At 53.0% G+C, this 24,550-nt stretch carries 17 protein-coding genes and 3 pseudogenes; 14 read left to right on the forward strand and 6 right to left on the reverse strand.

The features are described from left to right. The first annotated feature begins 94 nt into the window (after window positions 1-94). Genes modA through modC form a run of 3 tightly spaced genes read left to right on the forward strand, consistent with a single transcriptional unit; the run spans window position 95 to window position 2,667 of the window. Window positions 95-883 (forward strand): molybdate ABC transporter substrate-binding protein, encoded by a 789-nt coding sequence (modA, locus tag O1Q98_RS18490; protein ID WP_125258934.1) that lies wholly within the window; start codon window positions 95-97, stop codon window positions 881-883. 36 nt (window positions 884-919) lie between these two features. Next, entirely contained in the window at window positions 920-1,609 is a 690-nt protein-coding gene (modB, locus tag O1Q98_RS18495) for a molybdate ABC transporter permease subunit (RefSeq protein WP_125258935.1), read from the forward strand. Continuing rightward, entirely contained in the window at window positions 1,609-2,667 is a 1,059-nt protein-coding gene (gene modC / locus O1Q98_RS18500; RefSeq protein WP_125258961.1) for a molybdenum ABC transporter ATP-binding protein ModC, read from the forward strand. The genes modB and modC overlap by 1 nt, the downstream gene beginning before the upstream one ends. A gap of 73 nt (window positions 2,668-2,740) precedes the next feature. On the opposite strand, the gene O1Q98_RS18505 is transcribed toward modC, so the two are convergent. Further along, window positions 2,741-3,562 (reverse strand): pyridoxal phosphatase, encoded by an 822-nt coding sequence (locus tag O1Q98_RS18505; protein WP_125258936.1) that lies wholly within the window; start codon window positions 3,560-3,562, stop codon window positions 2,741-2,743. A gap of 140 nt (window positions 3,563-3,702) precedes the next feature. On the opposite strand from O1Q98_RS18505, the pseudogene pgl reads away from it, so the two are divergent. Further along, a pseudogene (gene pgl / locus O1Q98_RS18510) lies at window positions 3,703-4,699 on the forward strand (6-phosphogluconolactonase). Window positions 4,700-4,777: 78 nt separating this feature from the next. Here pgl and O1Q98_RS18515 read toward each other — a convergent pair. The 3 genes and pseudogenes from O1Q98_RS18515 to metG form a co-directional block, all read right to left on the reverse strand. After that, window positions 4,778-6,028, reverse strand: a complete 1,251-nt coding sequence (locus O1Q98_RS18515) for an LVIVD repeat-containing protein (protein WP_125258938.1) — start codon at window positions 6,026-6,028, stop codon at window positions 4,778-4,780. 24 nt (window positions 6,029-6,052) lie between these two features. Next, window positions 6,053-7,129 carry a sugar ABC transporter substrate-binding protein gene (locus tag O1Q98_RS18520; RefSeq protein ID WP_125258939.1) on the reverse strand — a complete coding sequence of 359 codons (1,077 nt, stop codon included), beginning with the start codon at window positions 7,127-7,129 and terminating at the stop codon, window positions 6,053-6,055. A 379-nt stretch (window positions 7,130-7,508) separates the two neighbouring features. Further along, window positions 7,509-9,540, reverse strand: a pseudogene (metG, locus tag O1Q98_RS18525) (methionine--tRNA ligase). Window positions 9,541-9,804: 264 nt separating this feature from the next. Between metG and apbC the strand changes: the two are divergent. The 4 genes from apbC to asmA all read left to right on the forward strand — a co-directional run bounded on the left by apbC (window position 9,805) and on the right by asmA (window position 14,453). Further along, window positions 9,805-10,914 (forward strand): iron-sulfur cluster carrier protein ApbC, encoded by a 1,110-nt coding sequence (apbC, locus tag O1Q98_RS18530; RefSeq protein WP_125258941.1) that lies wholly within the window; start codon window positions 9,805-9,807, stop codon window positions 10,912-10,914. A gap of 315 nt (window positions 10,915-11,229) precedes the next feature. Then, window positions 11,230-11,871 carry a uridine kinase gene (udk, locus tag O1Q98_RS18535; protein ID WP_125258942.1) on the forward strand — a complete coding sequence of 214 codons (642 nt, stop codon included), beginning with the start codon at window positions 11,230-11,232 and terminating at the stop codon, window positions 11,869-11,871. A 171-nt stretch (window positions 11,872-12,042) separates the two neighbouring features. After that, on the forward strand, window positions 12,043-12,624 hold the full coding sequence (gene dcd, locus O1Q98_RS18540; protein WP_125258943.1) for a dCTP deaminase: 582 nt from the start codon (window positions 12,043-12,045) through the stop codon (window positions 12,622-12,624). A 32-nt stretch (window positions 12,625-12,656) separates the two neighbouring features. Then, on the forward strand, window positions 12,657-14,453 hold the full coding sequence (gene asmA, locus O1Q98_RS18545; RefSeq protein WP_125258944.1) for an outer membrane assembly protein AsmA: 1,797 nt from the start codon (window positions 12,657-12,659) through the stop codon (window positions 14,451-14,453). A gap of 102 nt (window positions 14,454-14,555) precedes the next feature. Here asmA and O1Q98_RS18550 read toward each other — a convergent pair whose 3' ends face one another. Next, window positions 14,556-16,145: a TerC family protein gene (locus O1Q98_RS18550; protein ID WP_125258945.1), complete on the reverse strand. Its 1,590-nt coding sequence runs from the start codon at window positions 16,143-16,145 to the stop codon at window positions 14,556-14,558. Between the two features lie 460 nt (window positions 16,146-16,605). On the opposite strand from O1Q98_RS18550, the pseudogene O1Q98_RS18555 reads away from it, so the two are divergent. The 6 genes and pseudogenes from O1Q98_RS18555 to O1Q98_RS18580 all read left to right on the forward strand — a co-directional run bounded on the left by O1Q98_RS18555 (window position 16,606) and on the right by O1Q98_RS18580 (window position 23,547). Then, a pseudogene (locus tag O1Q98_RS18555) lies at window positions 16,606-17,614 on the forward strand (NAD-dependent epimerase). A 156-nt stretch (window positions 17,615-17,770) separates the two neighbouring features. Beyond that, on the forward strand, window positions 17,771-18,937 hold the full coding sequence (locus tag O1Q98_RS18560; protein ID WP_125258962.1) for a nucleotide sugar dehydrogenase: 1,167 nt from the start codon (window positions 17,771-17,773) through the stop codon (window positions 18,935-18,937). A gap of 141 nt (window positions 18,938-19,078) precedes the next feature. Continuing rightward, complete coding sequence (locus O1Q98_RS18565; RefSeq protein ID WP_125258947.1) at window positions 19,079-19,984, forward strand: sugar phosphate nucleotidyltransferase; 906 nt, start codon at window positions 19,079-19,081, stop codon at window positions 19,982-19,984. A gap of 336 nt (window positions 19,985-20,320) precedes the next feature. Further along, the gene (gene gndA, locus O1Q98_RS18570; protein ID WP_125258948.1) at window positions 20,321-21,727 is read left to right on the forward strand and encodes an NADP-dependent phosphogluconate dehydrogenase; all 1,407 of its coding nucleotides are present in this window, start codon (window positions 20,321-20,323) and stop codon (window positions 21,725-21,727) included. A 326-nt stretch (window positions 21,728-22,053) separates the two neighbouring features. Beyond that, window positions 22,054-22,227 carry a hypothetical protein gene (locus O1Q98_RS18575; RefSeq protein ID WP_164512973.1) on the forward strand — a complete coding sequence of 58 codons (174 nt, stop codon included), beginning with the start codon at window positions 22,054-22,056 and terminating at the stop codon, window positions 22,225-22,227. 228 nt (window positions 22,228-22,455) lie between these two features. Continuing rightward, a complete protein-coding gene (locus O1Q98_RS18580; RefSeq protein WP_125258949.1) occupies window positions 22,456-23,547 on the forward strand; it encodes a diguanylate cyclase in 1,092 nt (363 codons plus the stop codon). A 15-nt stretch (window positions 23,548-23,562) separates the two neighbouring features. On the opposite strand, the gene O1Q98_RS18585 is transcribed toward O1Q98_RS18580, so the two are convergent. Further along, complete coding sequence (locus O1Q98_RS18585) at window positions 23,563-24,426, reverse strand: VirK/YbjX family protein (protein ID WP_240632738.1); 864 nt, start codon at window positions 24,424-24,426, stop codon at window positions 23,563-23,565. Between the last annotated feature and the right edge of the window lie 124 nt (window positions 24,427-24,550).

The raw sequence follows: 24,550 nt of genomic DNA on the forward strand, positions 1-24,550 counted from the left end.
AAACATTTTTACGTCAAAACAATGACAACCTCATCGATATTCTGTATTTATCGTTATATTATCAACTACACAACGATAACGATGGGAGAAAAGAATGAAAGCTTCATGGACGCATTGGCTTGCTGCCGCCACCTTGACGCTGGGCATGAGCGCCACAACCGTGCAGGCGCAGAGTACCCAGACACAGGGCACCGTCACGGTGTTCGCTGCCGCCTCACTCACCAATGCCTTGCAGGATATCGCCGCGCTCTATCAAAAAGATAAGCAGGTATCGATTGTCGCGTCTTACGCGTCGTCATCCACGCTGGCGCGTCAAATTGAGCAAGGCGCTCCGGCAGACGTGTTTATCTCAGCCGATCAGCAATGGATGGATTACGCGCAGGGTAAACAATTACTGGAAGAGGGCAGCCGTTATACGCTGCTGGGCAACCAACTGGTGGTCATTGCACCGAAGTCAGCCGATACCAAGGGCTTTAAAGTCGAAGAAAGTACCGACTGGAAAAACTTGCTCAAGGGCGGGCGGTTATCCGTCGGCGACCCGGATCATGTCCCTGCCGGGCTCTATGCCAAAGAAGCGCTGCAAAAATTGAATGCCTGGGATCTCTTGTCACCGCTGATGGCGCGAGCCAACGATGTGCGCGCGGCGATGGCGCTGGTGGAGCGTGAAGAAGCACCGCTTGGGATCGTGTACGGCTCTGATGCTGTTGCCAGCACCAAAGTCAAAGTGGTTGGCATTTTCCCTGAGAACACGCACAAACCGGTGGAGTATCCGCTGGCGGTTATCAAAGGGCGTAACACCCCGGTGGTGAATGCCTTTGTTGAATATCTGAAAACGCCGCAGGCCGCCGCCGTATTTAAACAATATGGATTTACACCGCGCTAATGCTGTTTTGTGTTGATGCTATTAGGTGGCAAGACGATGTTTCTCACGGACTATGAGTGGCAGGCGGTTGCGTTAAGCCTGAAAGTGTCGCTGGTAGCGGTCACACTCAGCCTGCCATTGGGTATTGTGATGGCCTGGGTATTGGCGCGCTGCCAGTTTGTCGGCAAATCCCTGGTAGACAGCATTATCCATCTGCCGCTGGTGCTGCCGCCTGTTGTGATCGGTTACTTGTTGTTACTCGTCATGGGGCGAAAAGGCGTGGTGGGGGCGTGGCTGTACCAGTGGTTCGGTTTTAGCTTCAGTTTTAGCTGGCACGGCGCGGCGCTGGCGGCGGCTGTGGTGGCGTTCCCGCTTATGGTGCGCGCTATCCGGCTGGCGCTGGAGGCGGTGGATACCCGGCTGGAACTGGCGGCGCGCACGCTGGGAGCCGGGCGCTGGCGAGTCTTCTTTACCATTACGCTACCGTTGACGTTACCGGGTATTATCGTCGGCACGGTGCTGGCGTTTGCCCGCTCGCTGGGCGAGTTTGGCGCAACGATTACCTTCGTGTCGAATATTCCTGGGGAAACGCGCACCATTCCTAATGCCATGTACACCTTGATAGAAACGCCGGGGGCTGAAATGCAGGCTGCCCGGCTATGTGCGATAGCCATCGGCTTGTCACTGATTTCCCTGCTGCTGTCGGAATGGCTGACGCGCTGGAGCCGCAGGAAGCTGGGGGGATAATGCTGCAACTGGACTTCACACAGCAATTGGGTGATTTACAACTCAACATTACCAGTGAACTGCCCGCCAGCGGCATCAGCGCGGTGTTTGGCGTGTCTGGTGCCGGTAAAACCTCGCTGATTAATGCCATTGTAGGGTTAAGTCGCCCGGATAAGGGGCGCATCCAGCTCAATGACCGGGTGCTGGTCGATACCGGGCGCAAGCTGTTTCTGCCGCCGGAAAAACGGCGCATCGGGTATGTATTTCAGGATGCCCGCCTGTTTCCGCACTATCGGGTGCGCGGCAATCTTTGTTACGGCATGGCTGCGCCGATGCGCGCGCAGTTTGATGACATCGTGCAGTTGCTTGGCATCGAACCACTGCTTAAGCGGTATCCGCTCACGCTGTCCGGCGGTGAAAAGCAGCGGGTGGCAATTGGCCGGGCGCTGCTCACCGCCCCGGAGCTATTGCTGATGGATGAGCCGTTAGCCTCGCTGGATACGCCACGTAAGCGCGAGTTACTGCCGTATCTGGAGCGGCTGGCGCGCGAAGTGAACACGCCGATTCTTTATGTCAGCCACAGTCTGGAAGAGGTCGTCAGGCTGGCGGACAGGGTGCTGGTGCTGGACAAAGGGCAGGTGAAAGCGCAAGGCACGCTGGAGGCCGTTTGGTCAAGCAATGCGCTGCGTGCCTGGCTGCCGCGCGAGGAGCAAAGCAGTATTCTGACGGTGACGGTAATGGCGCAGCATTCGCATTATGCGATGACGGCGCTGTCATTGGGCGAACAGCATCTGTGGGTGGGGCGTGTTGATGCGCCGTCAGGCACGCGATTGCGTATTCGTATCAATGCCGCCGATGTCTCGCTGGTGACGCAGCGCCCAACTGCGAGCAGTATTCGCAATGTGCTGGCGGTGTTTGTTATCGAATGCCTGGATGTTGAGGATCAGGTGGAGGTGAAGCTCGATATCGGCGGTCAGGTGCTGTGGGCGCGCATTACGCCCTGGGCGCGCGACGAGCTGGCGCTCAAACCGCGCCAGTGGTTGTATGCCCAGATTAAAAGCGTGTCTATTACGCCGTAAATAGCGTCGTACCGAAAACCCAGTAATGAAACCGGGCCACCGTACTGACGGCCCGGTGACACGAGCGGCCGGCTTAGGCCAGAATGCGCTGGCGGATAACCTCGGCAATCCCCGGCGATTCGTTATTCCCGATCACCATATTCGCGTGCGCTTTAACCTCATCGGCGCTGTTGCCCATGGCAACGCCTAAGCCTGCCGAAGACAACATACTAATATCATTAAAATTATCGCCAAAGGCCACCACCTGACTCATGCTCATGCCCTGGGATTCGACCCAGCGTTGCAGCAGCCGCCCTTTGCTGTTGCCGGTTTGGGCGATATCGACCTGATCCATCCATGACCATTCACACGACAATCCCAGTTCATGCTCCAACTGCCTGGCTGCGTCATTGAGTACGGCGGTGTCACCGTGATGCGTGGCAAACTTCCAGATAGCCGTTGCCTCATCCGCCGCATCCATCAGGCTCGATACCTGACGAAATACCGGGCGTTGTGCGTGCGGCAGATTCTGCGCCCAGGTTTGGGTTCGGGTAATGTGCCCGGTTTCCTGCTGGTAGTACATGGCATCGTCTGCATACATCAGGGCGTGAATGTCATACTGCTGGAGTCGGTGCAGCACCTGTTTGGCCTGCCCGGTACTCAGTGGGTTGGCATGCAGCGCCTGCGCCTGTGCATAGTCGTACAAATAGGTGCCGTTACAGCAGATAACCGGCGTATCCAGCGCCAGCGCCTGATAAAACGGGTGAATGGCCGAGTGGTGACGGCCAGTGACGATAATCACGCGAATACCCGCTTCTCTGGCCTCGGCCAGTGCGTGTAGCGAGTCCGGTAAGATGGTTTTTTTGGCGGTTAACAGGGTGCCGTCGAGGTCGAGGGCAATGATGCGATAGCTCATGGTATGCTCATCAGATTATCAGGTTCATATCATTGGGATGGTACACTGGAAGCCATCGCGATCAACAGGCTCTTTTGCGGGCCGTACCGGTTAAGGCGGTGTTGCCGTCGTGCGTGACCGGGTTTAACAAGGAGAATGCAATGCAGCAAGTGGTGTATGTCGCCAGTCCTGACAGCCAGCAGATCCATGTCTGGCAACTGGGGGAGAGCGGAGAACTGAGCCTGCTACAGGTGGTGGCGGTTCCCGGTCAGGTGCAACCGATGGTGGTCGCGCCGGATAAGCGCCATCTGTATGTCGGTGTGCGCCCGGAATTTCGTGTTATCAGCTATCGTATTGATGCAGAAGGTAAACTCAGTCAGGCTGGCGTAGCACCGTTGCCGGGCAGCCCGACGCATCTCTCTACCGATAAGCAAGGTCGCGTTCTGTTCAGCGCGTCTTACAGTAACGCATGCCTGAGTGTCAGCCCGATTGGTGAGGATGGGGTGGTTGCTGCACCTGTTCAGCAATTTGACGGTCTGGAAGGGTGTCATTCCAGCAATATCGACCCGGATGACCAGATTCTGTGGGCTCCTTGCCTGAAAGAAGACCGCATTCGGTTGTATAAGGTGGGCGATGAGGGACGCTTGAGCGAACATCAGCCAGACAGCTATGCCAGCGCCACCGGAGCCGGGCCGCGCCATATGGCGTATCACCCGAGCCTGCGCGTGGGCTATTGCCTGAATGAGCTGGATAGCACTGTGGATGTGTTTGCGCTGGATGCACAAGGCGAAGGACAACGGGTGCAGACGATAAACGCCATGCCTGCGGATTTCTTCCGCCACCTGCTGGGCGGCGGATGTTCACATCACGCCGGATGGCCGCCATCTGTATATCACCGATCGCACCGCCAGCCTGCTCGGTATTTTCCAGGTCTCGGCACAGGACGGCACCTTGACGCTGACCGGCCATCAGCCCACCGAAACCCAGCCGCGCGGCTTTAACATCGATAACAGCGGCCGCTTCCTGATAGCCGCCGGGCAAAAATCCCATCACATTGAGGTTTATCGCATTGCGCCGGATAACGGCAGCCTGACGCCGCTGGCGCGCTATCCGGTGGGACAGGGGCCGATGTGGGTCTCGGTGCTGGCGCTGGCATAAAGCGCTAAACCAGCCATCATGCAAAAAAGATGAACCCCGCAGGGTTCATCTTTTTTTTGTCTGTGTTTTGTCTGCCGGTCAGCCACGGTATTCGATAATCGACAACCCGGCGTTGTAGTCGGTGCTGTAGATAATGCCCTGGGCATCGACAAACACATCACAGGACTGGATCACGCGCGGGCGGCCCGGGCGCTTATCCATCATGCGCTCCGGCGCAGCAGGCACCAGCGCACCGGTCTCTTTCGGGCGGTACGGATTGCTGATGTCATAAGCGCGTACCCCGGCGTTTTGGTAGGTGGCGAAAATCAGTGTGGAACTGATGAAGCTGCCTGGCCGGTTTTCATGCAAATTATGCGGGCCAAAATGTGCCCCTTTTTTCACATAGTCGGTTTCATTGGGCTGCGGGAAGGTGGCGATACTCACCGGATTGGCGGGCTCGCGGATATCAAATACCCAAATCAGCTTTTCGCCGTCTTCCTGATTATCGAGTACGGCTTCATCGAGCACGATAAGCAGGTTGCGGTCTGGCAGCGGCAGGGCTGTGTGGGTGCCGCCGCCAAACGGCGGGCTCCAGTTGCGATGGCTGATGAGCTTCGGCTGGGCACGGTCACTGACATCCAGCAGCGTCAGGCCGCCGTCACGCCAGCTACCGTAGGCGGTATCGCCGCTGACAATCGCGTGGTGGAGTGCGTAGCGTTTACCTTGCGGCCAGTCGGGTTGCTCACCGCCCGCCGTGTGCATGCCGGGAAGGCAATAGCGCCCGGCGATTTCGGGCTTACGCGGGTCAGCCAAATCGATGGTCAGAAAAATGTAGTCGCTATAACCGTCCAGCAGTGCAGAGACATAAGCCCAGCGTCCGCCGACATACCAGATGCGGTGAATCCCGATGCCGTTCAGTGGCAGGAAGCTGATTTCACGCGGTTTATCTGGCGTTGAAATGTCAAAAATACGCAGCCCCGCGCTCCAGTGTTTGTCCTGTGAGCCGGTAGCGACGGTCTCAGCGACTGAGCGGGTGTAATAGACTTTCTCTTCGGCGAAGCGCGCGTCGGCGAACAGATCGCGCGCGTTGACCACCAGCAGCAGGTCATCATGGGTTTGCAGATGAATATTCCAGGTGCCCGGCGGCGCGGCGATAAACCCGGCGGCGCGCGGGTTTTTCGGGTCACGCACATCGACAATCGACACACCTTGCGACACCATGTGGCCAATGTAAGCGTAACCACGATGCACCATGACTTGTACGCCATCAGGACGCCCGCCCTGATCGCTGTGTCCAATCAGCCGCATATTGCGGCTGTACTCCGGCATGGGCAGGGGCATTGATGCCATAGAAGCCTCCGTGATAACAGACGGTTATTTGCTCTTGGCTTCCAGTGTAGCAAACCACGGCGCGACAAAGTCACTGGTCTGCCCCCAGCCGGGAATGATTTTTGCCAACCCCGTCACGTTAACCGGGCCTGGCTGGCTGGCCAGCAGCGCCTGCGGAATACTGGCGGCACGAAACTCGTAGCTGGCAGGCGTCGGCTCGCCAGCGATTTTATTGGCCACCAGCCGCAAATTAACCTTGCCGATGAGTTTCGGGTCAACCGCCACACTGACCTTCCACGGGCTGTTGGCTTCACGCATCAGTTGCAAGTCCTGATTGGAAATATCGATGCTATAGAGTTTGATTTCCGTGCGGCCATTCTCTTTCAAGGCTTTATAGGCTCCCTGGCTGAATGCATCCCAGGCCCCCCAGATAGCATCAATTTTCCCTTTCGGGTATTTCGCCAGTACGGCACCGACTTTATTGGCGGTATCGCCCTGCACATCAGAAGACACCGCACCAATAGATTCCAGCTCCTTGATACCGGGGTTATCTTTGAGGATTTGCTGATAGGCGACCTGACGGCGCTCCATCGGCGGGAAACCGGCGACCCACAGTTTGATGATATTGGCTTTACCGTTGAAGTCTTTAACCAGTTGCCCCAGGGATTCATTCGCCAGTGAGGCATCATCCTGCTGGGTGACGGTGACGCCGGGAATCGCACGATCGACGGCGGTATCGAACACCGCAACTTTAATTCCGCTGTCAACAATGCGCTGAATCAGGTCGGTAGAGTAGGGCGCGCGGCCTTGCGACAGGATAATGCCGTCATATTTCTGGCTGATGGCCTGATTGACGAAATCCTGAAACTTGGCGTCGTCACCGTTACTGAGAAAGGTGCTGACTTTAAAGCCCAACTTTTTGCCTTCTTCCAGCACGCCGGAAACGAACTGGGTGGTGTTGTCATCCGAGCCGAGATTACGAATGACGGCGATACGCACCTGTCCTTGATGGCTGGCGAGAGCTGCCGGAATTGGCACAGCGGTAGCCGGCGTGTCGGTTGCAAAGGTAGCGAAAGAGGTGCTCAGACTCAGTGCCAGTAAAGCGACAGGGAATGTTTTCATCATCAATCCTCGGTGTTGTGAAAAGTGTTGCCGGTATGGGGGCTATCTTTTGTTGATATCTTTTGTGGATGTGTTTTCGGATATCTTTATGTCTGGATGTCTATTTTAAGTGTGGCAGAAATCATAACGGGTAACGTTGCAGGCTGCAAAGAGGCGGCATTATGCCGTTTGGCTTTACCTTATAACGTTTTGTTTAAAAGGGCGGATGTGGCGTAGAAGCGCTAGCGTCAGGCAAAGTAAAACCAAGAGGGTCAGAAATGAGGTCGGATAAGATCGGAAAAGTCGGATGAAGGCTGGAATAGAGGGAAGGTAACACGGCGGCTATGCGCCGAGAACGGATTGCCTCTCAGGTCGGCAGGCCGACCTGAGAGGCGCGCGATTACTTAATCTGCATCCCTGGTTGGGCACCGCTATCCGGGCTTAACAGGAAGATGTCTTTGCCGCCGGGGCCTGCGGCCATCACCATCCCTTCAGACACGCCAAAGCGCATTTTGCGTGGTGCCAGGTTGGCCACCAGCACGGTCAGGCGGCCTTCCAGCGCGGACGGCTCTGGGTAGGCGGCGCGAATACCGGAGAACACCTGACGGGTTTGGCCGCCCAGATCCAGCGTCAGCCGTAACAGCTTGTCGGAGCCCTCGACCAACTCGGCCTTCTGAATCAAGGCCACGCGCATATCGACTTTGTCGAAATCGGCAAAATCGATAGTGTCCTGAATCGGGTTGTCGGCCAGCGGGCCGGATACCGGTTTTAGCCGCTGCTGCCGCGTCTTCTTTGGATGACTCCACCATGCCTTGAACCTGTGCGATGTCGATGCGGTTAAATAGCGCTTTAAACGTACCGACTTGATGATCCAACAACGGCTGTGCCAGCGAGTCCCAGCCAAGCTCGGTGCGCAGGAAAGCTTCGGCCCGTTCTGCCAGCGAAGGCAATACCGGCTTCAGGTAGGTCATCAGCACGCGGAACAGGTTGATGCCCATTGAGCAAATCGCTTGCAGGTCGGCATCGCGGCCTTCCTGTTTGGCGACCACCCATGGTGCCTGTTCATCGACATAACGGTTGGCGAGATCGGCCAGCGCCATGATTTCACGAATCGCCTTGCCGGACTCACGGCTGCTGTAAGCGTCAGCAATGGTCTGTGCGGCATCGATAAAGGTTTGATATAAGGCGCTGTCTGCCAGAGTAGCGGCCAGCTTGCCATCAAAACGTTTGTTGATAAATCCGGCGTTGCGCGAGGCGAGATTGACCACTTTGTTGACGATATCGGCGTTGACGCGCTGGATAAAATCTTCCAGATTCAAGTCGATGTCATCAATGCGTGACGACAGTTTGGCGGCGTAGTAATAGCGCAGGCAGTCGGCATCCAGATGTTTCAGATACGTCTCTGCTTTGATGAAGGTGCCGCGAGATTTTGACATTTTCGCGCCGTTTACCGTCACATAGCCGTGTACGAACAGGTTGGTCGGCTTGCGAAAACCGCTGCCTTCCAGCATCGCTGGCCAGAACAGGCTGTGGAAATAAACGATGTCTTTACCGATGAAATGATACAGCTCGGTGCTGGCGTCTTTGCGCCAGAATTCGTCAAAACTGAGGTCGCCGCGTTTATCACACAGGTTTTTGAACGACCCCATGTAACCTATCGGCGCGTCCAGCCAGACATAGAAGTATTTACCCGGCGCATCCGGCACTTCAAAGCCGAAATAGGGCGCATCACGGGTGATATCCCACTGCTGCAACCCGGCATCGAACCACTCCTGCATCTTATTGGCGACCTGTTCCTGCAACGCGCCAGAGCGAGTCCAGCTTTGCAGCATGTCGCTAAATGCGGGTAAGTCGAAGAAGAAGTGCTCGGATTCACGCATCACCGGTGTCGCGCCGGAGATGGCTGACTTCGGCTCGATAAGCTCGGTCGGGCTGTAGGTTGCGCCGCACACTTCGCAGTTATCGCCATACTGATCCGCTGCCTTACATTTCGGGCAGGTGCCTTTTACAAAGCGATCCGGCAGGAACATGCTTTTTTCCGGGTCGAACAGCTGGGAAATGGTGCGGTTCTTGATAAAACCGTTTTCCTTCAGGCGGCGGTAAATCAGCCCGGACAACTCACGGTTCTCTTCGCTGTGCGTGGAGTGGTAATTGTCATAGCTGATGTTAAAACCGGCGAAATCCTGCTGATGTTCCTGACTCACTGCCGCAATCATCTGCTCAGGCTCCAGCCCCATCTGCTGTGCTTTGAGCATAATAGGCGTACCGTGGGCGTCATCTGCACAGATGAAATGCACCTGATGGCCGCGCATTCGCTGGTAACGAACCCAAATATCTGCCTGAATGTGTTCAAGCATGTGGCCTAAGTGAATCGGGCCGTTAGCATACGGCAGCGCGCACGTTACCAAAATTTTCTTTGCGACTTGAGTCATAGTGGGGAACTTGCTTTGGTTGGTGGAAAAATTAAGAAGGAGCGATGATGTTACCCCATCGCGCCTTGATGCGTAAACCATGCGGCGCAACCACCTGCCATAAAACCGCGATGGGGGTGAATATTGTGCCGATACCCGCGCGGCGGTGATGGTGATACAGCCGGATTTTTTCACGGCAGATACCGCGCGATGATACACCCCGTGACAATCGTTCTGCTATGCTAGAACGCTTTTATAATAGCCTCATTAAATCAAGGAGCCGGGATGAACGATAAACTCCCTGCGCAGAACCCCGAGATGTTGCGCGCCATGGTCAATGGTGTGCTGTCCTCTTTTCAGCACCCGACGCTAAAAAATAATCTGACGGCACTTAATGCCCTGCATCACTGTGCATTGCTTGATGGGGTATTGCATATTGAGCTGACAATGCCGTTTGCCTGGCTCAGTGGACTTGCCTATCTAAAAGATACCGTCAGTGAGGAGTTGCTGCGTTTGTCCGGCGCGCATGAAGTCGAGTGGCGCTTGACGCATCAGATTGCCACCCTGCGCCGGGTGAATAATCAGGCTGGCATTAATGGCGTCAAGAACATTATTGCCGTCAGCTCGGGTAAAGGCGGTGTGGGTAAATCCAGTACGGCGGTGAATTTGGCCTTGGCGTTGGCGGCAGAAGGGGCCAGCGTCGGTATTCTGGATGCGGATATTTACGGCCCTTCTATTCCGACCATGCTCGGCGCAGCCAATGAGCGGCCGACGTCACCCGATGGGCAACACATGGCGCCGATTATGGCGCACGGACTTGCCACCAATTCCATTGGTTATCTGGTGACTGACGATAATGCCATGGTGTGGCGTGGGCCGATGGCCAGCAAAGCGTTACTACAGTTATTGCAAGACACCTTATGGCCTGAACTGGACTATCTGGTACTCGATATGCCGCCGGGCACCGGAGATATTCAGCTGACGCTTTCGCAAAACGTGCCGGTGACTGGCGCGGTGGTGGTGACCACGCCGCAGGATATTGCGCTGGTGGATGCAATGAAAGGCATTGTGATGTTTGAGAAGGTGAAAGTGCCGGTATTGGGCATCATCGAGAACATGAGCGTGCATATTTGCAGCAACTGCGGTCATCTGGAGCCGATTTTTGGCACCGGCGGTGCCCAGAAGCTGGCGGAAAAATATCACTGCTCACTGTTAGGTCAGTTGCCATTGCACATTTCGTTACGTGAAGATCTTGACCGGGGCGAGCCGACGGTGGTCAGCCAGCCTGATAGCGAATTTACCCAGCTTTACCGCGAACTGGCAGGAAAAGTTGCCTCGCAACTTTACTGGCAGGGCGAGGTTATCCCGACGGAAATTGCTTTTCGCGCGCTATAATTGCTGTCGCTGGAACGACTGTTGCTGGATGCCACGTTGGGTGGCATCCATAACAGGCGGTATTGGCAGTAAAAATTCCACACATGAGTCATTGAACCCGATTATTACGAGGGTTTCGCGGAGATGCGGGTCGTAATGCTGGCGTGAACCCGCCTTACTCCCTATAATTGCCGCGTCCATGCACTTCTGGCTGAATCCCCTGTTTTATCAATGAGGCCGATGGCGATGCCCCGGAGCCTACCCGGTGAATCCCTGTCCAGCCAGTTCGGTGTGCATCCCTCCTTTTATTTATTTTTTAATCAGGTCTTTATTATCATGACTGATAAGTCTCGTCAGTGTGTCATTATCGGAATTGCCGGTGCATCTGCCTCAGGGAAAAGTCTTATTGCCAGTACGCTCTACCGTGAGTTGCGCGAGCAGGTGGGTGATGAACATATTGGTGTTATTCCTGAAGACAGTTACTACAAGGATCAATCGCACCTGACTATGGAGGAGCGGGTTAAAACTAACTACGACCACCCGAGCGCCATGGATCACAGCTTACTGTTGCAACATCTTCAGATGCTCAAAGCCGGTGAATCGATAGCGTTACCGAAATACAGTTATGTTGAACACACCCGTCTTCACGACACCGTGCAACTGGCGCCGAAAAAAGTGATCATTCTGGAAGGGATCTTGTTACTGACGGATGCGCGCTTACGTGGCGAGATGAATTTCTCGATTTTTGTTGATACCCCGCTGGATATTTGCCTGATGCGCCGTATGCGTCGCGACGTTAACGAGCGCGGCCGCTCGATGGATTCCGTCATGGAGCAATACAAGAAGACGGTGCGTCCGATGTTTTTACAATTCATTGAGCCCTCTAAGCAATATGCGGACATCATCGTGCCGCGAGGCGGGAAAAACCGTATTGCTATTGACATATTGAAGGCAAAAATCAGCCAGTTCTTCGAGTGACCGGCGGTTAGACAAAATGATTTGAGGTACAGCCAGAGTACCAACACGGCCAGACGGCGGTTTTTGACAGGTGCGTTCTGGAATGTGCCTCCCGAAATCTATGAGTAGAATGGTATTTCTGGCTGTGCTGTGGCAGTTTGGCTGCCTGCACGAATGTGACTGGAGAACAAAATGAGACTGTGTGACCGCGATATTGAGGCCTGGCTGGATGATGGGCGACTGACGATTACACCTCGTCCACCGGTTGAGCGTATTAACGGCGCGACGGTGGATGTGCGTCTGGGCAATCAATTTCGGGTGTTTAGTGGTCATACTGCACCATTTATTGACCTCAGCGGGCCGAAAGATGAAGTCAGCGCCGCGCTGGATCGCGTGATGAGTGACGAAATTAATTTGGCGGAACATGAGGCCTTTTTTCTGCATCCAGGGGAGCTGGCGCTGGCTGTGACGCTGGAGTCGGTGACGCTGCCTGACGACCTTGTCGGCTGGCTCGATGGGCGCTCGTCGCTGGCTCGTCTCGGGTTGATGGTGCATGTGACTGCACACCGTATAGATCCCGGCTGGCAGGGGTGCATTGTGCTGGAGTTCTATAATTCCGGCAAACTGCCACTGGCGCTGCGTCCTGGCATGGTTATCGGCGCGTTGAGTTTCGAACCGCTCTCAGGCCCGGCGGCTCGTCCTTATAATCGTCGCGAGGATGCCAAGTACAAAGATCAGCAAGGCGCGGTGGCAAGCCGAATTGACAAAGATTAGCTGACGGCAGATTTCGGTACAATGAGGATGGCATGAGAAGACTGTTTACCACGCTGATCATTCTGCTGGTTGTGCTGGCGGCTGGAATGTCGGCGCTGGTGCTACTGATTAATCCTAATGATTTCCGTGCTTATATGGTGCGTCAGGTGGAAGCGCGCACAGGGTATAAGCTCACGCTGGATGGCGAGTTGCGCTGGCATGTCTGGCCGCAACTGAGCATCCTTTCGGATAGCCTGGCATTAAGCGCGCCCGGAGCGGCTTTGCCGGTGGTTAGCGCGGAGAACATGCGGCTGGATGTCAAACTTTGGCCGCTGCTGTCTCACCGTCTGGAAGTAAAGCAAGTCATGCTAAAGGGGGCCGTCATTCGTTTGACGCCGGAAAGCGAGGCGCGCATCGCTGGCCCTGTGCCGATTGCCCCGGCAAAGTCGTCGCTGCCGGAGCCGGAAGGATCGTGGCGTTTTGATATCAACCAGCTCGATGTGGCGGACAGCTTGTTGGTGTTTCAACGCGGCAATGCGCCGGCGCTGAATGTCCGTGATATCCAATTTAGTATGCAAAGAGATACTGACCGCCAGGTATCGGTGTCATTATCCAGCCGCGTGAACCGCGATCAGCGTGACTTACAGCTCACGCTGCATGCGCTGTTGGAGATGCAAAATTATCCACAGCAAATTGCCGCGACCATTGATAACGTGAGCTACCAGTTGCAAGGTGCCGGATTGCCTGCGGAGGGCATCAGCGGCAAAGGTTCGCTGCGGGGAAAATATCAGCGGCAGCCGGAAAAGCTTACGGTTAGCCAGTTTGCGCTCAGTGCCAACAATAGCCAGTTGAGCGGCGCGCTATCTGCAACCTTTGAAAACTCGCCTGATTATGTGTTATCGCTCACCTCGGAAAAGCTGGATTTGGATGCGCTGCTAGGATGGGTCAAACCTTCTCAGCATCATGCCAATAGCGATAAACCGCTGGTGATGCCGCCGGTGTTTTCACAAGAGCAGGCACCTGCCTCTTACCAAAACATTCGTGATTCGATAGCTCAGGTGTCGGTTGTGGCAAAATCAATGATTTATCAAGGCATTGTGATAAATCAGTTTAGTCTTGAAGGCCATAACTGGCATGGGAAGATGTCTATTGACACGCTGAGTGGGCAAATCGGTAGCGGCGCGTTTTCTCTACCGGGAAGTATTAATATTGACGCCACTCCGGCAATCACGTTGCAGCCGACATTGACGTCAATGGAGATGTCCAGCCTGCTGCCGTTGTTTGGCTTGCCTGCGCTGGACGGGAAAATCAGCCTGAGCGGTAAATTGCGCGGTGATGAGCTCTCGCGAGCCGCGCTGCTTTCACAGTGGCAGGGCGAAGCACAGGTCTCATTTGCGTCATTACGGTTGCCCGGATTAAACCTTCAGCAACTGATCCAGCAGGCCGTTGCGCGCAGTACGAATAATTCGGCGATGCCTGACACGTTTACGCGTTACACCGATATTCAGCAGATGAGCGCAGCCGCTACGCTGGATGCGGGTAATTTGACACTGCAATCGCTATCCGGTCGCTCACAGGCGCTAACGCTTGAAGGCGAGGGGGATTTCGATTTATCGGCGCAACGTTGCGATATTCATGTTGATATTCGTCCCAATGAAACGGAAGGGGACAGTTTGGTGCGCCAATTGTTGCAAGACAATGCAATCCCCTTTCGGCTATATGGTCAGTTTGACAACCTGAATTATCAATTCCCGATAGAGCAGTTGCTGCGTAAGCGTTTGCAGGATGAGGTGAAAAAACGCCTCAATGACTGGAGTGAAAAAATCACCCCTGCGCCGAAAGCAGATTAACGGTTGGGTTAAGCGCGCCCGTATCTCGGTAATTCGTAGGGTACGGGCGCGTGTTTTCGACACAGTGCATTCACACATTCACACATTCACACATTCACACATTCACACTTCGTAGTCGGTCGGTGATTCGGCAATATGTGTGATCAGTACCTTCGTGATACGGTGACTCTCTACGCTCAATACCCTGAACAAGGTATTGTCAATGCGCACTTCGTCCCCCTTTTGCGGGATTTTCTGCGCCAACTCCATGATTAAACCCGCTAACGTGTGATATTCGCGCTTTTCGCTCAGTTGTAGCGGTACATACATGAGTAAATCTTCTACGGGAAGATAGCCATTCGCGATAAACGCGCCATCTGCCGTTTCCTGAATATCGTGACGGGCATCGAGCTCTTCACCTTCGAGCGGCAGATTTCCTGCAATGGTTTCCATGACATCGCTCAGGGTGACAATGCCTTCTATTGAGCCGAATTCATCTGCGACAAAGGCAAAATGCGTATGGGCTTCACGGAATTGCTCCAGTGCAGAAAGCAAAGAGAGTTGTTCTGGAAAGACCAGTGGCTGGCGGATGAGCGCCCGTAAATCCAGCGGCAGCCCTTGTAGCTGTTGGCGTAAAAGGTCAATGACATGCACGACGCCTAGTGGTTCATCTGATACCGGGTTATCGACAATCACCAATCGGGTGTGCTGATTTTTTTCAATAAGCGAATAGAATTGCGCCGCTGGAAGGTTGACGTCTACATGCTCGATGTCGTGGCGTGTTGTCATAATACTGCTCACGGATCGCTGTGACATACCAAGCACCCGCTCTATCATGCGCTGTTCCTGACGATTAAAGACCGGCTGGGTGTGATTATCGAAAGACGTCGCCGCGCGGTGGCTGGCTTCATGCTCTGATTCGGTTTTCTCATGCTCCCCCCGAAGTAGCCGCAGCACGGCTTCAGCCGTACGCTGACGCAGGGGCATCACGGAGGAGAGGAATCGACGGCGGTTGAATTGCGCGGTTTGATTGAGCATTTCTATCATGATGGAGAAACCGATAGCGGCGTAGAGATACCCCTTGGGTATGGGGTAGCCGAAGGCGTCAGCCACCAGGCTGAAACCTATCATCAGTAGAAAGCTGAGGCATAAAATAACAATGGTTGGGTGAGCGCTAACGAAACGTGTCAGTGGTTTGCTGGCCAATAACATCAGGCTTATAGCCACTGTGACAGCCGCCATCATCACCGGCAGGTGTTCCGTCATGCCAACAGCCGTTATCACCGAGTCGAGTGAAAAGATGGCATCCAATACGACAATCTGGGCGACAACCGGCCAGAAGCGTGCCCCTTTGCGCTGTGCGTGTTGCGGCTCGTCTTTACCTTCGAGCCGTTCATTCAATTCTACCGTGGCTTTGAAGAGTAGAAAAACACCGCCAATCAGTATTATCACATCCCTGGCACTGAATGGGTGGTGATGAAAAATGAACAGCGGGTGGGTGAGCGACACCAGCCATGAAATCGATGAAAGTAAAACAAAACGCATCAATAATGCCAGTAGCAGGCCAACTACCCGAGCCCGGTCTCTGGATTGCGGCGGCAGTTTTTCAGCCAAAATAGCGATGAAAACCAGATTATCAATGCCTAAAACCAGCTCCAACACCACCAGTGTTGCCAAACCGGCCCAGATGGTTGGATCGGCAATCCATTCCATACGCAGAACTCACCCATATCTTCAGATTAAGAACGCTATAGCCTATCAGGGGCGATGGCGTTCAACCATAACGCGCCTCAGTGGGATTGATGGATATCAAGTTGAGCGCCGTTTTTGCGGGAGACGGCATAACTTCGCCTGACAATGGCGCTTTATCCGTCATCAATATGTCTATCCTCGTCATACTTCACGTTGCAGGTGTGTGGGCGGCGTGACAAGGCTTGCCAAAGGGCCAACGCATGGCGTTGTTCAACGCGCGAGCGTGTTGTCCTGCAACTCGCATTATTTGGGGTATATCTCCTTATTGCCAGAGAAGAAAATAGCGTAAAGATGGTATTTGTTGTCTTAGAATTGAGGATAGTTCTGTCACCCTTGGCATGTTTTCGATGCTTTGCGGGTGCTGAATTCCTATCGTGAATGGTATCATCTGCGCCATTGACGTCACATGAAGAGTTGCTGAATGAAAGTTCTTGTTACCGGCGCGGTCGGCTTTATCGGTTTCTATGCCTGTCAGTCGCTTTGTGCGGCCGGACATACCGTGGTGGGGATCGATAACCTCAATAGTTATTATGAGGTATCCCTCAAGGAGGCGCGTCTGGCCCGGCTGCGTGAGTTGCCTGGTTTTCGTTTCGAACGCATCGATATTGCGGATAGCCAGGTGATGGGAGCGCTGTTTGCGGCGGAAAAATTTGACCGCGTGATTCATCTGGCCGCTCAGGCCGGGGTGCGTTTACTCACTGGAAAATCCGATGGTGTATGCCGAAGGCAACCTGATAGGGCACTTAAATGTGCTGGAAGGCTGCCGTCATCACGGTGTTGGGCATCTGATTTATGCGTCATCAAGCTCGGTGTATGGCCTGAATAGTAAAACGCCATTCGCGCCGACTGATTCAACCGATCACCCAATCTCACTGTATGCCGCGACTAAAAAATCCAATGAACTGATGGCGCATGCGTATTCGCATCTTTATGGGCTGCCAACCACCGGACTACGTTTTTTCACGGTGTACGGCCCTTGGGGGCGGCCAGATATGGCGCTGTTTAAGTTCACCCGGCGGATGTTAGCCGGTGAGCCGATTGATATTTATAATCAAGGCGATATGTGGCGTGACTTTACTTATGTCACCGATATTGTCGAAGGCGTATTACGCGTGATGGATAGACTGCCTGAACCGGTTGCAGGATGGACGGTAGAGTCTGGCTCGCCGGCCACCAGCTCCGCGCCTTATCGCCTTTACAATATCGGTCATGGCAGCCCTGTGAGGCTAATGGATTTTGTGACGGCGCTTGAGAATGCGCTTGGTATAGAAGCAATCAAGAACTTTATGCCAATGCAGGCCGGTGATGTTTACCAGACATATGCAGATACTCAGGATCTGTTTACGCTAACGGGTTATCGTCCGCGAGTTGGGGTTGAGCAAGGCGTGCGCGCTTTTGTTGACTGGTATCGGGACTTTTATCAGGTGTAAATATTCAGGTATCAGGTGTGAATATAATGTGCCGACCATGTGCGCATGGCGGACATACAACGGCCAGATGGCACGCGCAGCGCATATTCCTGCGTTTCTGCCATTGTTCTGTGACGGGTACGACAGGGTACCTCGTAGGATAAATGTGAACAGATGATGAAAATTGCAATTGCGGGTACGGGGTATGTTGGGTTATCCAACGCGATGCTGTTAGCACAGCATAATGAAGTGGTTGCGGTGGATATCATCGCGGAAAAGGTGGAACGGCTCAACCAAGGCGTGTCGCCGATTGTCGATAAGGAAATTGAGGAGTACCTGCGCAATCCGGCGCTGAATTTTCGCGCTACGCTGGATGCAGATGCTGCCTATCGTGACGCAGATTTTGTCATTATTGCCACACCGACAGATTACGATCCGAAAAACAATTACTTTAATACCCGCTCGGTAGAGGCTGTTATCGCCAAGGTGTTGGCGGTAAACCCGAATGCGGTGATGATCATCAAATCCACGATTCCCGTAGGCTATACCCAGCAGGTGAGAGAGCAATTCAATTGCCAGAATATTATTTTCTCGCCCGAGTTTCTGCGTGAGGGCCGCGCCCTTTATGACAATCTCTACCCGTCGCGTATCGTGGTCGGCGAGCGTTCAGAACGCGCCGAATGCTTTGCTAATTTGTTGATTGAAGGCGCGATTAAAACATCGATTCCGGTGCTGTTTACGGACTCAACAGAGGCTGAGGCAATCAAACTGTTTGCGAATACCTATCTGGCGATGCGGGTGGCGTATTTCAACGAGCTGGATACGTATGCACAAACGTTAGGCCTTGACAGTAAACAAATTATTGAAGGCGTAGGGCTCGACCCACGCATCGGCCAACACTATAACAACCCATCATTTGGCTATGGTGGTTACTGTTTACCTAAGGATACCAAGCAACTGTTGGCGAATTATGAGTCGGTGCCCAATAACCTGATTCGCGCGATTGTTGATGCGAACACTACACGCAAAGATTTCATCGCAGATTCGGTGATTAAGCGAAACCCTAAAGTGGTCGGCATTTACCGGCTGGTCATGAAAACCGGTTCCGATAATTTCCGTGCTTCTGCTATTCAGGGGGTAATGAAACGCATCAAAGCCAAAGGGATTGATGTGGTGGTTTATGAACCTGCGCTGAACGAGTCTGAATTTTTCCGTTCACGGGTAATCCATGATTTAGACACCTTTAAACAGACGTCTGATGTGATTTTGTCGAACCGTATGGCACCAGAATTGTCTGATGTAATGGAAAAAGTCTATACCCGCGATCTCTTTGGGGCCGATTAAGTGTAATCTAGTCGCTATGGTGATATACGCTATGGCGACATAACCATCGTGACATATTAAAGGCCGTCTGCATCCGAAGCATCATTGGTAAGGCGCACTCTTTACCTTGATGATAAGTAGCATGTTTTTGAGAGAATACACATGACAGCATTAAAAGCGATTATTCCCGTTGCCGGTTTAGGGATGAATTTATTACCGGTTACTAAAGCGATCCCTAAAGAGATGCTTCCGTTGGTTGATCGCCCGGTAATTGAAAAAATCGTCAACGAGTGTGTCAGCGCTGGAATTAAAGAAATTGTGTTGGTAACACATGCCTCTAAAAACGCGATTGAAAACCACTTCGATACGTCATTTGAATTGGAGTCGTTGCTGGAAGAGCGTGCCAAGCGTCAATTGCTGGCGGAAGTGCAGTCTATTTGTCCGCCGGGGGTGACGATAATGAACGTTCGCCAGGGGCAGACGCTTGGATTAGGGCATGCAGTATCGTGCGCGCGTCCGATTATTGGCGATGCGCCGTTTGTCGTCGTGTTACCGGATGTGGTCATCGACGAGCATTCAGCCGATCCGTCAAAAGCCAATCTGGCCCAGTTGATTGCCCGTTTTGAGGCAACCGGCCACAGCCAGGTGCTGGTCAAACATCGTCCATACGAAGTGTTGCCGGAGTATTCCATTGTTGAATGCGAAAAACCGTTGACGCAAGAAGGGGATGCAGCGGCGATTGTCTCAATGATTGAGAAACCCGAACTGGCCCCTGTCGAAGGTTCGGACCTCTCTGCGGTAGGGCGTTACGTGCTCTCGGCAGATGCCTGGCCAATTTTGGACAAAATTCTACCGGGTGCCTGGGGCCGTATTCAGCTGACAGATGCGATTGCTGAACTGATCAAAACCCAGCCGGTTGATGCGGTGCAAATGGCCGGGCGCAGCTTTAACTGTGGCCGTAAGATGGGCTATGTGCAGGCGTTCGTGTCTTACGGGCTGCGTAACCCGGAATTCGGTGGCGCGTTCAAAACCAAGATAGCCTCGCTCTTGCAGAAGTACCACGCTTAAATGTGACCATTTAGTGCATTGAGATTGCTGTTTTTATCATTCTATCGGCCTGCCTGTTCGCTACAGTCAGGCCGATAGTTTATGGGTTTCTGTTCTTTTCTGGTTTGAGCGATTTTCCCTGCTCGTCTTTCTGCTCCTGTGCGATAAAGAGTGTCTGCTGTTACCGGTAAAACGATCGGTTACGGCGGCTATCATCGTTTATAAACTCCGACCTGTGCGCCTGTTGCACCAATCACTATTCACCCAGCGTTAGCTGAGTTACCATGTCAGCCTGCTTTTTATGGCCTGTGGCGAACATAGCCTCGGGCGGATAACCTTCAGACAGGAGTTGCTTTAATGTCCAAACAGCAAATTGGCGTTGTCGGTATGGCGGTGATGGGCCGCAATCTGGCCCTGAACATTGAAAGCCGTGGTTATACGGTTTCCATCTTTAACCGTTCTGCAGATAAAACGGATGAGGTGGTTGCAGAGAATCCGGGCAAAAAATTGGTGCCATGCTATAGCGTCGAGGAGTTCGTAAACTCGCTGGAAAAACCACGCCGTATTCTGCTGATGGTAAAAGCTGGGGAAGCGACAGATAAGACCATTGAATCCCTGAAGCCCTATCTGGAGAAGGGCGACATCCTGATCGATGGCGGTAATACATTCTACAAAGATACCATTCGCCGTAACCGCGAATTGTCGGCTGAAGGGTTTAACTTCATTGGTACTGGGGTTTCAGGCGGTGAAGAGGGCGCATTGAAAGGCCCATCAATTATGCCGGGCGGACAGAAAGAAGCCTATGAACTGGTTGCGCCGATTCTGGAGAAAATTGCCGCTCGCGCTGAAGGTGAACCTTGCGTGGCCTACATTGGCGCTGATGGTGCCGGCCACTATGTGAAAATGGTTCACAACGGTATTGAGTACGGCGACATGCAGCTAATTGCAGAAGCGTATGCACTGCTCAAGCAGGCGCTGGGCTTCTCCAACGAAGAGCTGGCAAGCACCTTTGCTGAGTGGAACAAAGGCGAACTCAGTAGCTATCTGATTGAGATTACTGCCGATATCTTCACCAAGAAGGATGAGGAAGGCAAATTCCTGGTTGATGTGATTCTGGATGAGGCCGCCAACAAAGGCACCGGTAAGTGGACAAGCCAGAGCTCACTGGACTTGGGTGAACCGTTATCACTGATCACGGAATCCGTGTTTGCACGTTACCTCTCCTCGCTTAAAAGCCAGCGCGTTGCCGCCTCTGGCGTATTGAGCGGCCCGGTAGCGCAGGCGTTCGGTGGTGATAAAGCTGAGTTCGTTGAGAAGGTTCGTCGTGCGTTGTATCTGGGGAAAATTGTTTCCTATGCGCAAGGCTTCTCTCAGTTAAAAGCGGCGTCTGATGAAAATAACTGGAGCCTGAACTACGGCGAAATTGCCAGAATTTTCCGCGCAGGCTGTATCATTCGTGCTCAATTCTTGCAGAAAATTACTGATGCCTACACCGAGAATGCAGAGATAGCCAATCTGCTGCTGGCGCCGTATTTCCGCCAGATAGCCGATGAATATCAACAGGCACTGCGCGATGTGGTTTCTTACGCGGTGCAACAAGGTATTCCTACGCCGACGTTCTCTGCGGCGATTGCCTACTACGACAGCTACCGTTCTGCTGTGTTGCCCGCTAACCTTATCCAGGCCCAGCGCGATTACTTTGGTGCGCACACGTATAAGCGTATCGATAAAGAAGGCGTATTCCATACGGAATGGTTGGAATAATCGCTCTGAAGCTGATACAAGCAAGCCGTTTGGGCTAATCAGATGACTTGCACGCTTCGCCGCTTGGCTCTGCCAGGCGGCTTTTCCTCCAGACATTCCCGCCTTTATATTTGTGCTATGTATGCATGCCGTTGTGTGATGCGTTGTGGCGATATCCCTTGGGTAAACCGAAGAAAACATCAGGCCGTAAAGAAACCGAAAGCCAACCGAAAACGCCATGTAATGAATATAATTCTATGTAAATAAAGGTTTTTTTATTTTTCAGCCTCTTGTTGTCAGCTGGCGGCTTTTTTATGATGCCGCATATATTGATATCGAGGTAAAAGATGAAAAAAAGTATACGGCTGGCCTGTGTCGTGGCACTGATAACCACCCTGAATGGGTGTCTCTTTCCTCCGCCGTTTGGCGGGCCAGGGGGAGGACATGGTGGTCACGGCGCGGCTCCGGGAGGATTGCATTATGGCGAGCAGAAAACCCCCGGTATTCAGGAACATCCTTAAGCGGCCAAAACCGCAACATCCGCAACATTTCTTGTTTGGTTCCCTCCCGCTATTTGGCCCGAGCGATGGCTCTTATTCGGTTCAAGCGCTGTTGATGATGAGTGGCGGCACTATGACGCCACCTTGCTATCAACGAGAAAAATCTCATCTTTATAAGGCTATCAGGCTAATTATTTGGAATAATAAACGCACGTTCCTTAAATAAGAATTATTAAAAAGGAGAATGGCGTGCCTTTTTCACCTGCACTCAATATTGATAAGCGTCGCTCTGGTCTGGCATTTGCCCGACGGGTTTATGTACCAAGAACGATTGGCCTTGGGTTAGGTTTCTTTTATGTTGCAGCAGCATTGAACACACACGCCTTGCCGTTATGGCTATGGGGCGTGCTGTTTTTTAACGGTTTTATTTGGCCCCATCTCGCGTTTTACTTATCCTGCCGTGCCCGTGACCCTAAACGATTTGAGTTTGGTAATCTGCGTTTGGATGCCTGCATGGGCGGCGTGTGGATAGGTATGATGGGGTTTAATGCTCTGCCATCGGTTTTGATTGTATCGATGATGGGAATGAACAATATTGCCGCAGGCGGCGTGCGGCTTTTCTCACACGGTCTGCTGATTCAGGGGGCGAGTGCCTGGGTCGCGTTCTGGTTAAGAGGGGGGCATCCTTTGTTTGCCACCACGCCAGAACAGGTCTATTTCTGCCTGCCAATGCTATTTATTTACCCCATATCGGTTGGGCTGGTGACGTATCGTACCGCTATCAAACTTGCCGAACATAAACAGCAACTGCGTGAGATGAGTATTCATGATGGCATGACGCGGCTGTACAACCGCCTCCATTGGGAACAACGTCTGAAGGATCAGTTTGAACAGTGTGTAAAACATCAACATGTGGCTTCGCTCGCGCTGTTGGATGTCGATCATTTTAAGGGCATTAATGACAGTTTTGGCCACCGTGTGGGTGATGATGTCATTTTAATGCTGAGTGACGGGATGAAATCGGTGCTGCGTCAATCCGATATTATCGGGCGTTTTGGCGGTGATGAGTTTGGTATGGTGTTGCCGCAGACATCCGCCCTTGAGGCCGAGCGCATCATCCAGCGCTTACGTGAGCATGTGATTAGCATGCAGTTGCAGCAGGCTCCGCTATTGCGCGTGGGGATAAGTGTAGGCATTGTGCAATTCCAGCCAGGGTTTGCCGATTATCAGGGGTGGCTGAAAGCCGCTGATGTGGCGTTGTATCAGGCCAAGGCGCGCGGACGAGGGTGTACGGTATGCCAGCCAACGCCGGACAGACAGCCAATTTTAGCCGGGGGTTAACCCCGGCCTGGTGAGTCAACTTGCCAGTCGGTGCAACATCGTGCTGGCGGTTGTTGGTGCTGGCAAGGTATCGCTAGTAGTGGCATGGCCGAGCGTTTGTTGGATCTGCTGGCCGATTTCATCAAGTAACTGATAGCGACGCTGGTATTGTGCGCGTTTGCGGCTTGGGAGTTCCTCAGGTGTTTTTCGAGGGATATGGGTTGGGATTTGATACAGCCCACATTCGCGTTTATTGGCGCTGACGGACAACCAGAATTCGCTGTAACTGGAAAAGCGAACGTTATGCTTGCGATGGCAATAGCGTAGATTTTGATAAACGTGGTTTTCATCGCCGACCGCTAACACGGTGTTGATACCATTCAGGTTAGCAAGCGTCAGCAAACTTTCTAGTAATAACCGTTTGGGAAATAAACCAAAGCAGGCTTTTGACGCCTCTTTAATTAATTCCCGCGTTTGGTCGTTGCCCTTTCCTTGCAGGCCGCCGATGATAATTGTGCGAATATTTTGATAGTTCAGTACGGAAAAAGTGAGTGAGGCTAACACCATATCATTGAAGCGAATACGTAATGTGGCTTCACCTTCTTTATCGTAACGAGAGGTGCTGCAAATAATCGAGAAATTCTCATTATTCTTACCACTAAAACGCGCAAGACAATATTCATCCTGACTGAGTAGCGCCTGTTTAAGAAATGGGTTAGCCAATGAATCGACAAAGTGGTAATGAGCGCAAATGGCATCAGCCCGGCTATGCGCGCGCAAACTGGCATAGAGATAAGGGCGATGAATCTTGCTCGGTAGTACCGGCTGAACCAGAACGGCTCTGCGCATCGATGGGCTATTGATCAGATGGCGCAAATACGTCAGGGTCACTGATGGCATGAACAACGATCGTAAAAAAAATTTGGCTTTAATATCAGTTTTATACCAGATTTTCTTGCCAAGGAAATTCCCGTTTAATAAGTGATAAAAAACTGATAGTGCAGATGTGTTTTCCATTTTTCTC

It is taken from the genome of Dickeya lacustris (genome assembly GCF_029635795.1).
GTDB classification, from domain to species: Bacteria; Pseudomonadota; Gammaproteobacteria; order Enterobacterales; family Enterobacteriaceae; genus Dickeya; species Dickeya lacustris.